The sequence below is a fragment of the Pseudomonas sp. CP4 genome, from assembly GCF_047758505.1.
Lineage (GTDB): Bacteria > Pseudomonadota > Gammaproteobacteria > Pseudomonadales > Pseudomonadaceae > Aquipseudomonas > Aquipseudomonas fluorescens_AO.
The window spans coordinates 3,025,699-3,040,467 of sequence record NZ_CP180489.1 but is presented as its reverse complement, the minus strand read 5'-3'; the positions used below and the strand labels follow the sequence as shown (position 1 = coordinate 3,040,467).

The window sequence follows — 14,769 nt, the reverse complement described above, 5'->3', positions numbered from 1 at the left end:
ACTGGGGTGATTGTGTTCCGGACCATACCTACCTCACATCTCATGAAAAACGCCGCGAAGTGCGACGATTGAAAGAATGTCCGGTGGTCCGGTGCATATACCCTAAGCGTGTATAAAAATTAAATAAACTAACTTTTAGGAATATGTATAGAAGGGGGTGTCAGCATTGGTTAGTGAGTTTCAGGTGAGAGGTAACGGACCTCCCATCCTGAGCAGGTCTCACTTGGTGCGCGATTCAGCGGCCCTGAATTCGGGCTTCAAGGGGACTTTCACATACGGATTCACGCAACCGATTTTCAACGTGCGCGGCGGCGCCCAGCGCGAGTTGTTGCCGACCCGGTCGAGGATGCAATACGTCACGTCCAGCCGCAGATCCTCGCCCGCTTCGACGATGACTGCCGGTGGTACCCAGACCTGAATCGGCAGTCCGACATCCGCTGCTGTAACGGGCGCCAGATCCATGCGCACGTCGCCCCAGCGCAGGGTGATGGCATCGTCCTCGGCCATGTTCAGGTACGGCTCGATGGTCAGCGGCACGCCGCGTTTGATCTGGTTGGGATTTACTCCCTGACGGCGAATCGTGTCAGGGATGATCACCGGCGCCAGTTGCTGATTTTCGTCTTCGCACTGCGCAGTTGGCTGGCCTCCGGGGCAATCGAGTTTGACCTGCACACGGGTGGCTGGCGATAACGCCGGACCCTGGCCAACCTGCATCACGCGGTAGTGAATGCGCGCGGTACCGTTGGCAACGAAACTTTCCGGCACCCGCAGGCTGACTGACTTACCGACATCGGCCGTGCCGAGGACTTTTGAGGCGACATAGCATTTGTTCCAGAACAGTTCGATCAGATCACCATCATCCATGCCAGGGTAGGGCGGCACATCGATCAACAGGTGAGCTGCTGTTGTCAGGTTGATGCCGGTCTTCTGTGCGCATGCCAGTGTTGGCGCTGCAAGTTCGGGGGTGTGCGAAGTGCGGGTCATCGGTTTCTCTCCTTGAAGTCTTGCAGCGAAATCCGTTTCTGGAAAACAAAAGGCGCGAATCAACTGGCAATAAAAGCGACAACTATTTGTTCGGTTTTAGTGCGGGTTTTTTGAACTAAGGGGCGCCGGTTGCCGACTAGATAAAAGTCTGCGGAGAGGGGTGTCAATAGCGGGGCTTAGTTAATCCGTGAATTACAAGTTAATCAGAAAGCTCCTACGTCATCGAAGCACTATGCCTAGGCTTTGGCGCGAAACCAGCTACAGATAAACGCCTATTCCCCAGCGTTTGGTGAGGGTTTGCTCGCGGGCAAACGTATGGAAATATGACGACATCGAGGATGTGAGTGACCGTTGCGCAATGTAATATTTGCGCCCGCAAGTAACAAAGTAGAAAAATTGAAATGACGGGAGAGGTGACTTCCATCCGTGGAAGTTGAGAGGTCTTGCAAAGTAAGTTCTCAGGCGTGATTCAGAAACTTGCTGAGAAACTGTTGGGTGCGTTCTTCTTTCGGGTTGGCAAACAGTTCCTTGGCTTCACCCTGTTCAACAATTACGCCCTTGTCGAAAAACACCACGCGATTGGCCACGTCACGGGCAAAACCCATCTCATGGGTGACAATCACCATGGTGCGATTTTCTTCGGCAAGACCGCGAATGGTCGCCAGCACTTCACCGACCAGTTCCGGGTCGAGGGCGGAGGTCGGTTCGTCGAACAGAATCACTTCCGGCTCCATCGCCAGCGCCCGGGCGATCGCCACGCGCTGTTGCTGACCACCGGAGAGACGACGCGGATAAGCGTCCTCCTTGCCGGCAAGCCCCACTTTGGTCAGCAGCTTTTTGCCCAGGGCAATTGCTTGGTCGCGCGGCATCTTCTTGACCACGATCGGACCTTCGATGACGTTTTCCAAGGCGGTGCGATGGGGGAACAGGTTGAAGTTCTGGAACACGAAGCCGACGTGCTGGCGCAGATTGCGCACCAGGCTCTGCTGCTGGTTCAGCGGGCGGCGGGTATCGATTTCGATATCGCCGACCTTGATCCGGCCGCTGGTGGGTTCTTCGAGGAAATTCAGGCAGCGCAGGAACGTCGTTTTTCCCGAGCCGCTGGGGCCGATGATCGCGACGACTTCGCCTTCCTTTACCTCAAGGTCGATGCCGTTGAGCACGACCTGACCCTTGAATTGCTTGGTCAGTTTTTCCACGACAATCATCGCGTCAGGACTCCTGGTCGTGCCGATTGACCCGCTCTTCCAACTTGTTCTGCAAGTGCGAAAGCACCGTGGCCAGAATCCAGTAGATCAGTGCGGCGGCAAGATACATGGTGAAGACTTCGAAAGTCCGGGCGGTAATCAGCTGCGCCTGACGGAACAGCTCCGGCACCTGAATGGTCGCGGCCAGCGCCGTGTCCTTGACCAGCGAAATGAAGCTGTTGCCCAGCGGCGGCAAAGCCGTGCGCATCGCCTGCGGCAGGATGGCCCGGCGCAGGGTCTGCGCGCGGGTCATGCCGATACTCGCGGCGGCTTCCCACTGACCACGTTCGATCGAACCGATTGCAGCGCGGAGGATTTCACAGGCGTAGGCGGCCATGTTCAGCGAGAAACCGATCAGCGCTGCTGGCAGCGGATCAAGCTCCATGCCCAGTTGCGGCAAGCCGTAATAGATCACGAAAAGCTGCACCAGCAACGGCGTGCCACGAAAGAACGACACATAGATGCGTGCCAGCCAACTGACTGATTTGAAGCGCGACAGGCGCATCAGCGCGAGGCCGAAGCCCAGCAGCAGACCGAAGAACATCCCGCCAAGGCTGAGGACTACCGTGTAGTACGCGCCCTTTAACAGAAAGGGCGCGGAATCCAGCGCGAGTTGGAAAGCCTCTTCCATTATTTAGTGACGTCTGCGTTGAAGTATTTCTTCGACAGTTTCTCAAGAGTGCCGTCGGTACGCAGTTCGTCGAGCGCCTTGTTCACCGCAGCCAGCAGTTCCGGCTCGCCTTTGCGCAGGGCGATACCGGATTCCTGACGGGAGAACGCCTCACCGGCAGCCACGGTTTTCGGGGCTTTCTTGGCATATTCGAGCGCAGCCAGACGGTCGATCAGGATGGCATCGGTACGACCGTTGTTGAGGTCGGCGAACTTGGTCGGATCATCATCGTAGGTGCGCACGTCGGCACCCGGCACGTTGGCGCGGACCCACTGCTCGTAGTTGGTACCCAGGCCAACACCGACCTTCTTGCCCGACAGGTCAGCAGCAGTCTTGATGTTCAGCGCCGACTCTTTGCTCTTCAGCACGAGGGCCTGAATGCCGGAGACAGTGTACGGTTCGGAGAAGTCATACTTCTTCTTGCGCTCGTCAGAGATGGTCACTTGATTGACCACCAGATCCAGACGTTTGGATTCCAGGGCAGCGAGGATGCCGTCCCATTTGGTTGGCTGAATCTTGGCCTTGACGCCGAGTTTTTGCGCCAGCGCTTCGGACAGCTCGACTTCGAAACCGGACAGCTTGCCATTCTCGTCGACGAAGCTGAACGGAGGATAAGTGCCTTCCAGGCCGACGTTGAGAACGCCTTTGTCCTTGATCTGTTGCAACTGCTCACCGGCCACTGCCTGGCCAATCAGGCCGGCGCTCAGCGCAAGACCCAGCGAACCGACCAGCAGAGTGCGACGTAGTGCGGAAAAATTCATGACAAGCCCCTGTGTTTTCTTATGGAAGACGCTTAAGGAATGTAGGCAAATTGGTGATTTGAACGACAGCGCTATCCTGCCTTAAAGCAGCTTAAGCGTCTCGCCCGAAATTCGCCTGCGGCGAGACTATAAGATGTCTGTTTTAGACTTGAAAATACTAGATTATTTTTCTTTTAGAGTTTTTTGGAATATGCCCGTCCAGTTGTGACGAGGGGATTTATCCCCGTTCGGCTGCACCAAAGTTGCAAAGTTCTGCGGCGTTGTACTCTCCTGCGAAAGCAAGGGCCGCTCCGCGACCCAACGGGGATAAATCCCCTCGCCACAGGTATCTGCAATCTGGAGTGATCATCTTGTCAGAAAATCCTTGTAGGCAAACAACGCCGGCGCGCCACCGGTGTGCAGGAAGATGATCGGGCCGTCATCGAAGCGCTGCCGGCCGATCCCGTCGAGCAGACCGGCCATGGCCTTGCCGGTGTAGACCGGGTCAAGCAACAGACCTTCCTGTGCGGCCAACAGTTTCACCGCCGCCAGCGTTCCGGCATTCGGCTCGCCATAACGCGGGGCGAAATATTCGTCCCACAGCTCGACCTTGAAGCTGGCCGGCAACTCGACGCCCAGCAGCTCTGCCGTGCGTTCGGCCAAACCCTGCACCTTCGGGCGCTGATCTTCTTCACTGCGCGAAACGGTCACGCCGATCACCGGCAGTTGCGGCAGCACTTCGCTCGATGCCAATGCCAGACCGCTGTGAGTGCCGGCACTGCCCGAGGCCAAAACCACCGCGGCGAATTCAAGTCCGGTGTCCTTGATCTGCTCGGCCAGTTCCAGACCGGCGCGCACATAACCCAGAGCACCAAGGGCGTTGGAGCCGCCGATCGGCACCAGATACGGCTTCTTGCCGTTGCTGCGCAGGCGCACGGCCAGTGCGGCCAGTTGTTCGTCGGCATTATCGAGGTTGTCGACCAGCTCGACCTTGGTGTCGAACAGATCGAGCAGCAAGCGGTTGCCGTTGCCGGTGTAATTTCCGTCGTCCGTGCCCAGCGGGTTTTCCAGCAGCGCCACACAACCGAGGCCGAGTTTCGCCGCCAGTGCGGCGGTCTGGCGCACGTGGTTCGATTGCAGCGCACCGGCAGTGATCAGCGTGTCAGCACCTTGCGCGAGCGCGTCGGCGGCGAGGTATTCGAGTTTGCGCAGCTTGTTGCCACCCATCGCCAGCGGCGTCAGGTCATCGCGCTTGATGTACACCTCGCGACCGAGCCAGGTGGACAGGCGTTCGAGTTTTTCCAGCGGCGTGGGGGGGCTCAGCAGTTCGAGACGGGGGAAGCGTTGCAGCTGTTGTTTGATCATGGGTTCGTACTGGCGCAGAAGAATGAAAGGACTATAGGCACGCGTTTTTGCCCGGGCAACCGCCAATCGCTTATAGCCAAATGGACTGAGGCCAGCACTATCGGTTCTTAATTCGTCGGCAAAGGCATGCCGTAAAGTAGGCGCCGATGACGCGGCCAGACAGTCCGGCCGCCCGTGAGGAGTCTTTACCGTGAGCGAGCGTTCCAGCCATTGGCAATTGCAGACCATCGTCAGCCAGCTGCGCAGCGCGCGGGATCAGTGGCGCGCACTGAATGGCCGGGCTTCAGGGGAGCAGGGCGGCCGCGAATTGCCATCGCGAGCGGCGATGGCGGAAATCCTCGAGGCGCTGTGTGGCGCGCTGTTCCCGATGCGTCTGGGGCCGGTCGATCTGCGTGAAGAAAGTGAAGATTTCTACGTCGGCCACACGCTTGATGTAGCGCTGAATGCCTTGCTGGCGCAGACGCGCCTGGAGTTGCGTTACGTTGCCCGCCACAGCGCGCAGGACGACAGTGAAGTCGAAACCCGCGCCATCCAGATCGTGCAGGATTTCGCCTTGGCCTTGCCGGGCCTGCGCACGCTGCTCGACACCGATGTGCTCGCGGCCTATCACGGCGACCCGGCGGCACGCAGCGTTGATGAAGTGCTGCTGTGCTATCCGGGCATTCTTGCGGTGATTCACCATCGCCTGGCGCACCATTTATACCGTGCAGGGCTGCCGCTGCTGGCGCGGATCAGCGCGGAAATCGCGCACTCGGCGACCGGCATCGATATCCACCCGGGCGCGCAGATCGGCCGCAGCTTCTTTATCGATCACGGCACCGGTGTAGTGATTGGCGAAACCGCGATCATTGGTGAGCGAGTGCGGATTTATCAGGCGGTGACCCTGGGGGCCAAGCGCTTCCCGGCGGATGAGGACGGCCAATTGCAGAAGGGCCATCCGCGTCACCCGATCGTTGAGGATGACGTGGTGATTTACGCCGGGGCGACGATTCTCGGACGGATCACCATCGGCAAGGGCTCGACCATTGGCGGCAACGTCTGGCTGACACGTAGCGTGCCGGCGGGGGCGAATCTGACGCAGGCGAATCTGCAGCATGATGACGGGACGCAGAAGTAAGTCTTGAATCTGTGTTGTTGTATCGGGCCTCTTCGCGAGCAGGCTCGCTCCCACATTGGAATGCGTTTCAGATGTGGGAGCGAGCCTGCTCGCGAGATTTCCAGGCCGGATCAAGGTAGTGGCCTTAAGCCAATTCATCAGTGAACGAATCTCTCCAAACCCGCGTCATACCCCTCTTTGGGCGCTGTAGGAAACCTACCGCCCAGCCCTGCGATTAGTCCTTACCACCCCATTCATGTTTAACTTGAACGTTCATTCAAGTTAAACCGGTGGTTCGCTGCCCGCTCACAACAGGAGGCTTGCCTTTGCTGAGTCCGATCATTTCAGCCACGCTTCAAACCTTCGAGGTGCACCTTTCATGAGTGCATCGTCTACCCCCGCCAGCGGTCTGGTACGCATGAATCCGCCGGTGTTCTACTTCGCCGCGACGGTCATTCTGCTGTTTGGTCTTGTCGTCATCGCCATCCCTGAGCAGGCCGGCGCCTGGTTGCTGGAAGCGCAAAACTGGGCGGCCAACACGGTCGGCTGGTACTACATGCTCGCGATGACCCTGTATCTGGTCTTCGTGGTGGTCACCGCCTTATCCGGCTACGGCAAGATAAAACTCGGTGCCGACCACGACGAGCCCGAATTCAGTTACCTGTCCTGGGCCGGCATGCTGTTCGCCGCCGGGATCAGCATCACGCTGTTTTTCTTCTGCGTTTCCGAACCGCTGACCCACATGCTGCAGCCGCCGCAAGGCGAGGCCGGCACGGCGGACGCGGCGCGCCAGGCCATGCAGATTCTGTTTCTGCACTGGGGCCTGCATGGTTGGGGCGTGTTCGCCTTCGTCGGCATGGCACTGGCCTATTTCGCTTATCGGCACAATCTGCCGCTGGCCCTGCGTTCGGCGCTGTATCCGCTGATCGGCAAACGCATCAACGGCCCGATCGGCTATGCGGTGGACGGCTTCGGCATCATCGCCACGGTGTTCGGTCTTGGTGCCGACATGGGCTTCGGCGTGTTGCACCTCAACTCGGGCCTGGATTATCTGTTCGGCATCGCCCACACCCAGTGGATTCAGGTCGGCCTGATCACGCTGATGATGGGCGCGGCGATCATCGTTGCGGTCTCCGGTGTCGATAAAGGCGTGCGGGTGATGTCCGACATCAACATGCTGCTGGCCTGCGGGCTGCTGCTGTTCGTGTTGTTTGCCGGGCCGACACAGCACCTGCTCAACACGCTGATCCAGAACGTCGGCGACTACCTCGGCGCCCTGCCGATGAAGAGTTTCGACCTCTACGCCTACGACAAACCGAGTGACTGGCTGGGTGGCTGGACCGTGTTCTACTGGGCCTGGTGGATTGCATGGTCGCCGTTCGTGGGCCTGTTCATCGCGCGGATCTCCCGTGGCCGCACTATCCGTGAATTCGTCTTCGGCGTGCTGTTGATCCCGCTCGGTTTCACCCTGGCGTGGATGTCGATCTTCGGCAACAGCGCCTTGGACCAGGTGCTCAATCACGGCATGAGTGCGCTGGGCATGTCGGCCATCGACAATCCGTCGATGAGCATTTATCTGCTGCTGGAAACCTACCCATGGAGCAAGACCGTCATCGCCGTGACGGTGTTCATCAGCTTCGTGTTCTTCGTGACGTCTGCGGACTCTGGCACCGTGGTGCTCTCGACCCTGTCGGCGAAGGGCGGCAACCCGGATGAAGACGGGCCGAAATGGCTGCGGGTGTTCTGGGGCGCGATGACCGCGCTGATCACCAGTGCGCTGCTGTTCTCCGGCAGCATCGATGCGCTGAAGTCGGCGGTGGTGCTGACCTCGTTGCCGTTCTCGTTGATTCTGCTGCTGATGATGTGGGGCCTGCACAAGGCGTTCTATCTGGAATCGCAGAAGCAGATCGCGCAGCTGCATTCGCTGGCGCCGGTCTCCGGTTCGCGGCGTGGCACCGGCGGCTGGCGCCAGCGCCTGAGTCAGGCCGTGCACTTCCCGTCCCGCGACGAGGTGTACCGCTTCATGGAAAGCACGGTGCGTCCGGCGATCGAGGAAGTGACCGCCGTGTTCGTCGAAAAAGGCCTGCACGTGGTCACTCAGCCGGATCCGGCGCATGACAACGTCAGCCTGGAAATCGGCCACGGCGAGCAGCATCCGTTCATCTATCAGGTACAGATGCGCGGCTACTTCACGCCATCGTTCGCGCGCGGCGGCATGGGTTCCAAGCAACTCAACAATCGTCGCTACTACCGCGCCGAAGTGCACTTGAGCGAGGGCAGTCAGGACTACGATCTGGTCGGCTACACCAAAGAGCAGATCATCAACGACATCCTCGACCAGTACGAACGGCACATGCAGTTCCTGCATCTGGTGCGTTGATCCAACGGCTGAGCGCCGAGACTGTTTTTTACGCCTCGGCGCTCAGCACCATGAACAACACCATTGCCCCGCTGTACACCGAATATCGCACTGCCCACCGCAATCTTGCGCCCCGCCGGTGATCCGTCCATCTGTGATGATCACAAAACAGACTATTATTTATCCAAGTGTGTATGGTGTGTATCGCTGCGCGCTTTAGCCCCTAGAGTTGTAGCTGTTGCTGTAGATAAGGGCGAAGGACATGCGCAGTCGGGAAATGATCAGGATGATCGAGGACGATGGTTGGTGCCTGGTCGCGGTAAAAGGCAGTCACCACCAGTACAAGCATTCGTTCAAGCAGGGAAGGGTGACAATCAAGCATCCTGATTCGGATCTGCCCAAGGGTACGATCAACAGCATTTTGAAACAGGCGGGTTTGAAATGAGACCCGTATCCGAAGACGAAACGCCCATCATGGACTTGCCAGAGGAAGGGTTCACCTTTATGAAATTCCCGGTCGTTCTGCACAAGGATGCCGACTCAGACTATGGCGTGATTATCCCCGACGTACCGGGGTGTTATTCCGCAGGCGCCACGGTAGCCGAAGCTTTTGAAAACACGCAGGAAGCACTGGCGCTGCACTACGAAGGGTTGGTAGCCGATGGCGCGCCGTTGCCACAGGTGCGCGACATCGATGCCCATCTTGATAACCCGGATTACGCGGGCGGGATCTGGGGCGTGGTCGACTTTGACATCACGCCTTACTTCGGCAAATCAGTGCGCTTCAATGCCACATTGCCCGAGCAGTTGCTGGAACGTATTGACCAGACTGTCCGTCGAGACCGGCGCTACCGTTCCCGGTCCGGATTTCTGGCGGCCGCTGCGCTGCGCGAATTGTCGGTATGACGCAGATTCTGTGGGAACGAGCCTGCTCGCTCCCGCAGTCAGGTGCTTTCGCGCTCGATCACTTGGCATCGCAGCAGATTCAGCCGCTGCACTTCATCGCTCGGCAATACCCCAAGGCTTTCCAGCATCCGTGTTGCCGCCAGTACGCCAATCTCCAGCGCTGGCGGTTTTATCGTGCTCAGGCTGGGCAATAACATCTCGGCAAAAAAATGTGAAACGTTTCAGCAATTGGTCGAACCCGAGGTGGGCGTCGCGCTGCTTGGGCGTATGCTGGGCGGGTTGTTCAGAACTGAATATGAAGGCCGCACGTTGCGGCAGAACCTGGGGCTCGCCCGACCGGTAAACCGCTTCGCATGATTGATGGGGCCTTTGTGGTGAGGGGATTCATCCCCGTTCGGCTGCGAAGCAGTCGTAAAACCAGCGCACTCGGTACACCTGATTCACCTAGGTTTCAGGTTTTGGGGCGGCTTTGCCACCCATCGGGGATAAATCCCCTCGCCAGAAAGGTGTCCGGTTTCTGATGACTAAAAGACAGACAAGAGAGGATTCGATGACTTACACCGCTGCCGAAAACCGCTACGACTCCATTCCTTACCGCCGCGTCGGCCGCAGCGGTCTGGTGCTGCCGGCCTTGTCACTGGGGCTGTGGCACAACTTTGGTGACAGCACACCGATCGACACCCAGCGCGCCTTGCTGCGCACGGCGTTCGATCTGGGCATCAACCATTTCGATCTGGCCAACAACTATGGCCCGCCCTACGGCAGCGCCGAGATCAATTTCGGTCGCCTGCTGCGCGAGGACTTCAAGCAATATCGCGACGAGCTGATCATCTCCAGCAAGGCCGGTTGGGACATGTGGCCCGGCCCTTACGGCCAGGGCGGCGGTTCGCGTAAATACGTGCTGGCCAGCCTCGACCAGAGCCTGCAACGCCTCGGCCTCGACTATGTGGATATCTTCTATTCGCACCGCTTCGACCCGGACACCCCGCTGGAAGAAACCGCCAGCGCCCTCGCCACCGCTGTGCAGCAGGGCAAGGCGCTGTACATCGGCATCTCGTCCTATTCCGGAGTGAAAACCCGCGAAATGGCCGCGCTGCTGAAAGAGTGGAAGGTGCCGCTGTTGATCCATCAACCGGCGTACAACCTGCTCAATCGCTGGGTGGAAAAGGATCTGCTCGATACCACCGATGAGCTCGGCACGGGCGTGATCGCTTTCACTCCGCTGGCGCAAGGTCTGCTTACCGACAAGTACCTCAACGGCGTGCCGGCGGATGCGCGAGTCAATCGCCCGGGCGGCGGTTCGTTGCAGGCTTCGCACTTGTCCGAAGAAAACATTGCTCACGTGCGAGCGTTGAACGAGATCGCCCAGCGTCGCGGCCAGAGTCTGGCGCAACTGGCACTGGCGTGGACGCTGCGTGATCCACGAGTGACCTCGGCGTTGATCGGCGCGAGCCGGCCGGAGCAGATCATCGAGAACGTGGGGGCGTTGAAGAATCTGGATTTCAGCGCTGAAGAGCTGGCGGAGATCGACCGGTTTGCCCAGGAGGGCGGGATCAATCTTTGGGAGAAGCCTTCGACAGCCGAATAAGCCGCTGAGAGGATCGTTCCCACGCTCTGCGTGGGAATGCCGCCCGGGACGCTCCGCGTCCCATCTAAAGCCGAACGCGGAGCGTCCGTTGATGCATTCCCACGCAGAGCGAGGGAACGATCATCAGCTATCACTTGAAGAACGGCACATCCCCCAACACTGTCGCCCGCTGCATCACCCGCCGCGCCGGGCGGTAATCGTCCACCGCGTAATGCTGCGTCACGCGGTTGTCCCAGAAGGCAATATCGTCTTTCTGCCAGCGCCAGCGAATGGTGAATTCCGGCCGGGTCGCGTGGGCGAACAGAAACTTCAGGATCGCCTCGCTCTCGGTTTCCGAGAGCTCGTTGATTTTCGAGGTGAACCCTTCACTGACGAACAGCGAGCGCCGTCCGCTGACCGGATGGGTGCGAATCACCGGGTGCGACAGCGGTGGATTCTTGCGTCGTGCCTCTTCCCACTGCGCCAGCGCTTCAGGCGTGTTGCCGTAGCGCTCGAGCGGAAACGAACGAGTGAAATCGTGGGTGGCGGTGAGGCCTTCGAGCAGGCTTTTCATCGGCGCCGACAACGCTTCATACGCAGCAATCCCGCTGGCCCACAGCGTGTCGCCACCGAACTCCGGTAGCAACTTGGCGCTGAGCACCGCGCCCATTGCCGGCGTCGGCAGGAAGGTCACGTCGGTGTGCCAGATTGCGTTGTCGCGCACGTCGGTGACGGCGGTGTCGAGGATCAGCACTTCCGGTTGTTCCGGCACGTTCGGGTAGATCGGATGAATGTGCAGGTCGCCGAAATAATGCGCGAAGCGTGCCTGCTGTGCCGGCTCGATCGGCTGGTTGCGAAAGAACAGCACCTGGTATTTGAGCAACGCCTGCTCGATGGCGTCGCGGTGCTCCAGGCTCAGCGGCTGGCTGATGTCGACGCCGCTGATCTGCGCACCGAGGGCCGAGCTTAACGGGGTGATGTTGAGGGTGCTCATGGTCGTTCTCTTCGAATTCGGAGTGTCATGCTTTTGTGGGAGCGAGCCTGCTCGCGAATGCAGAGTGTCAGGCGACAGTGCAGTGACTGATCTGACGCTTTCGCGAGCAGGGGAATTTTCACAAGGCGATTTAGTGCGCCTGGCCATGCCATGGCACGAGTTTGCGCTGCAGGGCACGCAAGCCCATTTCCATGGCGAAGGCGATCAGGGCGATGACCAGAATTCCCAGCACCACCACATCGGTGACCAGGAATTGCGCGGCCGACTGCACCATGAAACCCAGGCCACTGGTGGCCGCGATCAGTTCAGCGGCGACCAGGGTCGACCAGCCGACGCCCAGACCAATGCGCACGCCGGTGAGAATGTCCGGCAGAGCGCTCGGCAAAATTACATGACGAATCAACTGCAGGCGCGTTGCGCCCAACGACTGCGCCGCGCGCAGTTTTGCCGGATCAACGGTACGCACACCCGTTGCAGTGGCGATGGCAATCGGCGCGAAAATCGCCAGATAGATCAGTAGCACTTTCGACAACTCGCCGATCCCGCACCAGATCACGATCAGCGGCAGATACGCCAGCGGCGGGATCGGGCGGTAGAACTCGATCAGCGGATCGAGGACACCACGGGCGATGCGGTTGGCGCCGATGGCAATGCCCACCGGCACGGCGGTCAGAATCGCAAAAGCGAGGCCCAGACCGATGCGGCTGAGGCTGGCGCCCAGGTGCTGCCACAGCGTCGAATCCATGTATCCCGAGGTCGCCAGCAGCCAACCCTTTTGCAGCACGGCAGAAGGCGGTGGCAAGAACAACGGTTCGATCAGGCCGGTCGCGGTCACCGCCCACCAGATCGCCAAGAGGCCGAACAGGGTCAGCAGGCTGATCCAGCGAGTGCTGAGGCTGCGGCGCACCGGGATGCTCACCGAAGGTGTTTTCACCGCCGCAGCGGAAACGTCGTAACTGCTCATGCGCGCTCCTGCCGGGGTACGGCGCTGCGTTGCGAGAAGACTTTGCTCAGCACGTGCTCGCGGGTTTCGATAAAACGCGGATCGGATTTGATCGCACGGGCCGACTCGCCAGCGGCGTAACGATGACCGAAATCCAATTGCAGCCGCTCAACGATCTGCCCCGGATTCGGTGCCAACAGAATCAGGTCCGTGGCGAGGAACACCGCTTCTTCAATGTCGTGGGTAATAAGAAAAACCGGTTTGGCAGTGCGCTGCCAGACTTGCAGCAACAGCTCCTGCATCTGCTCGCGAGTGAATGCATCAAGCGCACCGAACGGCTCGTCCATCAGCAACACGCGCGGGTCGGCGGCAAGGGCGCGGGCGAGGCCGACGCGTTGTTTCTGGCCACCGGACAATTGCCAGATGCGCCGGTCTTCGAAACCGGCGAGATCGACCAGCGCGAGCATTTCCCGGGCGCGCTGTTCGCGTTTGTCCTTGGCGACACCGGCCAGTTCGAGGCCGAAGGCGACGTTGGCCAATACATCCTGCCAAGGCAGTAACGCGTCATCCTGGAACACCACGCCACGTTCGGCGCTCGGACCTTTGACCGGCACGCTGTCGAGAGTGATGCGTCCGGCGCTCGGTTCGACGAAACCGGCAATCAGGTTCAACAGCGAAGTCTTGCCACTGCCGGACGGGCCGAGGGCAACCAGCAATTGCTGCGGCCCCAGGGTCAGAGAAATATCCGCCAGCACCGGCTCCGGGCTGCCCGGGTACTGTGCGCTGATGCGCTCCAGCTGTAGCAAGGCCATCGCTGTTATCTCCCGATCAGTTGGTGATGTATTTGGCGCTGACGTACGGCGCGTAGTCCGGCAGCACGGCTTCGACCTTGCCTTGCTCCTTGAGGAACGCGGCGGTGTCGGTGATGGCTTTGGTGGTCGGCGCGCCGAGGTCGCTCACCTGATCCGCCGCCAATGGGTAGACGTTGCCCTGCAGCAGCAATGGAATGTCGCTGGCCTTGGCGCCGGAGAGTTTGACCAGTTTGTCGACGTTGCTCTGGTTGGCCAGCCAGGCCTGCGGATCCTTGCGGTAATCGGCGTAGGCGTCGAGGGTGACCTTGGCGAATGCGGTGACGATTTCCGGGTGCTTGGCGGCGAAGTCCTTGCGCACGATCCACGCATCGAAGGTTGGTGCGCCGAACTTGGCCAACTCGCCGGAGGTGATCAGCACTTTGCCGTTTTCCTTGGCGACGCCCAGTGCCGGATCCCACACGTAAGTGGCGTCGATGTCGCCGCGCTTCCACGCCGCGATGATCGCTGGCGGCGCGAGGTTGAGCACGGTGACTTTCGACGGGTCGATGTTCCAGTGCTTGAGCGCGGCGAGCAGGCTGTAGTGCCCGGTGGACACGAACGGCACGGCGATTTTCTTGCCGATCAGATCCTGCGGAGTCTTGATGCCGGAGCCGTCGCGCGCGACCAGTGCTTCAGCGGCGCCGATCTGCGTGGCAATCAGGAAGGTTTCTACCGGTACCTTGCGGGTGATCGCGGCGGTCAGTGGACTCGAACCGAGGTAGCCGATCTGCACATCGCCGGACGCGATGGCGGCGATAATGTCGGCGCCGTTATCGAACTTGCGCCAGCTGATATCGGCCTTGGTAGCTTTCTCGTAGGCGCCGTCGGCCTGAGCGACTTTGGCCGGGTCGACGGTAGTCTGGTAGGCAACGGTGAGGTCGGCCGCCTGGGCCAGGAAGCTTGCAGCGGCCAGCGAGGCGGCGGCGAGCAGGCGAAGCGGGAAATTCAGTTTCAATTGAGAGCTCCAGATCAGGCGACCGAATGTCGGCGTGAACGGAGACTAAATGATCTAAGAATTCAAAAATAAATAACTTTTTCGAATGAGCT

Annotated in this window: 14 protein-coding genes and 1 pseudogene; 5 read left to right on the top strand and 10 right to left on the bottom strand. The window is 59.7% G+C overall.

What is annotated here, in order from left to right; translation table 11 throughout:
- Positions 1-219 precede the first annotated feature (219 nt).
- The 5 genes from ACMYUN_RS13565 to ACMYUN_RS13545 all read right to left on the bottom strand — a co-directional run bounded on the left by ACMYUN_RS13565 (position 220) and on the right by ACMYUN_RS13545 (position 5,006).
- Entirely contained in the window at positions 220-984 is a 765-nt protein-coding gene (locus ACMYUN_RS13565; protein WP_415760864.1) for a hypothetical protein, read from the bottom strand.
- 458 nt (positions 985-1,442) lie between these two features.
- Complete coding sequence (tcyN, locus tag ACMYUN_RS13560; RefSeq protein ID WP_415760863.1) at positions 1,443-2,192, bottom strand: L-cystine ABC transporter ATP-binding protein TcyN; 750 nt, start codon at positions 2,190-2,192, stop codon at positions 1,443-1,445.
- 4 nt (positions 2,193-2,196) lie between these two features.
- Positions 2,197-2,862: a cystine ABC transporter permease gene (gene tcyL / locus ACMYUN_RS13555; protein ID WP_016772200.1), complete on the bottom strand. Its 666-nt coding sequence runs from the start codon at positions 2,860-2,862 to the stop codon at positions 2,197-2,199.
- Entirely contained in the window at positions 2,862-3,662 is an 801-nt protein-coding gene (tcyJ, locus tag ACMYUN_RS13550) for a cystine ABC transporter substrate-binding protein (protein WP_129998348.1), read from the bottom strand. The genes tcyL and tcyJ overlap by 1 nt, the downstream gene beginning before the upstream one ends.
- Before the next feature lie 345 nt (positions 3,663-4,007).
- A complete protein-coding gene (locus ACMYUN_RS13545) occupies positions 4,008-5,006 on the bottom strand; it encodes a D-cysteine desulfhydrase (protein ID WP_415760862.1) in 999 nt (332 codons plus the stop codon).
- 190 nt (positions 5,007-5,196) lie between these two features.
- Here ACMYUN_RS13545 and epsC point away from each other — a divergent pair, with 190 nt between their 5' ends.
- From epsC to ACMYUN_RS13525, 4 genes are all read left to right on the top strand, one after another.
- Positions 5,197-6,123 (top strand): serine O-acetyltransferase EpsC, encoded by a 927-nt coding sequence (gene epsC, locus ACMYUN_RS13540; protein ID WP_016772197.1) that lies wholly within the window; start codon positions 5,197-5,199, stop codon positions 6,121-6,123.
- A 397-nt stretch (positions 6,124-6,520) separates the two neighbouring features.
- Positions 6,521-8,482, top strand: a complete 1,962-nt coding sequence (betT, locus tag ACMYUN_RS13535) for a choline transporter BetT (protein WP_160768576.1) — start codon at positions 6,521-6,523, stop codon at positions 8,480-8,482.
- Between the two features lie 241 nt (positions 8,483-8,723).
- Positions 8,724-8,906 carry a type II toxin-antitoxin system HicA family toxin gene (locus ACMYUN_RS13530; RefSeq protein WP_415760861.1) on the top strand — a complete coding sequence of 61 codons (183 nt, stop codon included), beginning with the start codon at positions 8,724-8,726 and terminating at the stop codon, positions 8,904-8,906.
- A 59-nt stretch (positions 8,907-8,965) separates the two neighbouring features.
- On the top strand, positions 8,966-9,367 hold the full coding sequence (locus ACMYUN_RS13525; RefSeq protein ID WP_039756416.1) for a type II toxin-antitoxin system HicB family antitoxin: 402 nt from the start codon (positions 8,966-8,968) through the stop codon (positions 9,365-9,367).
- Positions 9,368-9,405: 38 nt separating this feature from the next.
- Here the strand turns inward: ACMYUN_RS13525 and ACMYUN_RS13520 are convergent.
- Positions 9,406-9,573: pseudogene (locus ACMYUN_RS13520) on the bottom strand (substrate-binding domain-containing protein); the annotation flags it as partial.
- 344 nt (positions 9,574-9,917) lie between these two features.
- On the opposite strand from ACMYUN_RS13520, the gene mgrA reads away from it, so the two are divergent.
- The gene (gene mgrA / locus ACMYUN_RS13515) at positions 9,918-10,955 is read left to right on the top strand and encodes an L-glyceraldehyde 3-phosphate reductase (protein ID WP_039756418.1); all 1,038 of its coding nucleotides are present in this window, start codon (positions 9,918-9,920) and stop codon (positions 10,953-10,955) included.
- 130 nt (positions 10,956-11,085) lie between these two features.
- Here mgrA and tauD read toward each other — a convergent pair whose 3' ends face one another.
- The 4 genes from tauD to tauA all read right to left on the bottom strand — a co-directional run bounded on the left by tauD (position 11,086) and on the right by tauA (position 14,677).
- Entirely contained in the window at positions 11,086-11,928 is an 843-nt protein-coding gene (tauD, locus tag ACMYUN_RS13510; RefSeq protein ID WP_039756420.1) for a taurine dioxygenase, read from the bottom strand.
- 130 nt (positions 11,929-12,058) lie between these two features.
- Positions 12,059-12,892, bottom strand: coding sequence for a taurine ABC transporter permease TauC (tauC, locus tag ACMYUN_RS13505; RefSeq protein ID WP_415760860.1), 834 nt, complete (start codon positions 12,890-12,892; stop codon positions 12,059-12,061).
- The gene (gene tauB / locus ACMYUN_RS13500) at positions 12,889-13,683 is read right to left on the bottom strand and encodes a taurine ABC transporter ATP-binding subunit (protein WP_310404437.1); all 795 of its coding nucleotides are present in this window, start codon (positions 13,681-13,683) and stop codon (positions 12,889-12,891) included. The genes tauC and tauB overlap by 4 nt, the downstream gene beginning before the upstream one ends.
- A gap of 16 nt (positions 13,684-13,699) precedes the next feature.
- Positions 13,700-14,677 (bottom strand): taurine ABC transporter substrate-binding protein, encoded by a 978-nt coding sequence (tauA, locus tag ACMYUN_RS13495; RefSeq protein WP_039756425.1) that lies wholly within the window; start codon positions 14,675-14,677, stop codon positions 13,700-13,702.
- Between the last annotated feature and the right edge of the window lie 92 nt (positions 14,678-14,769).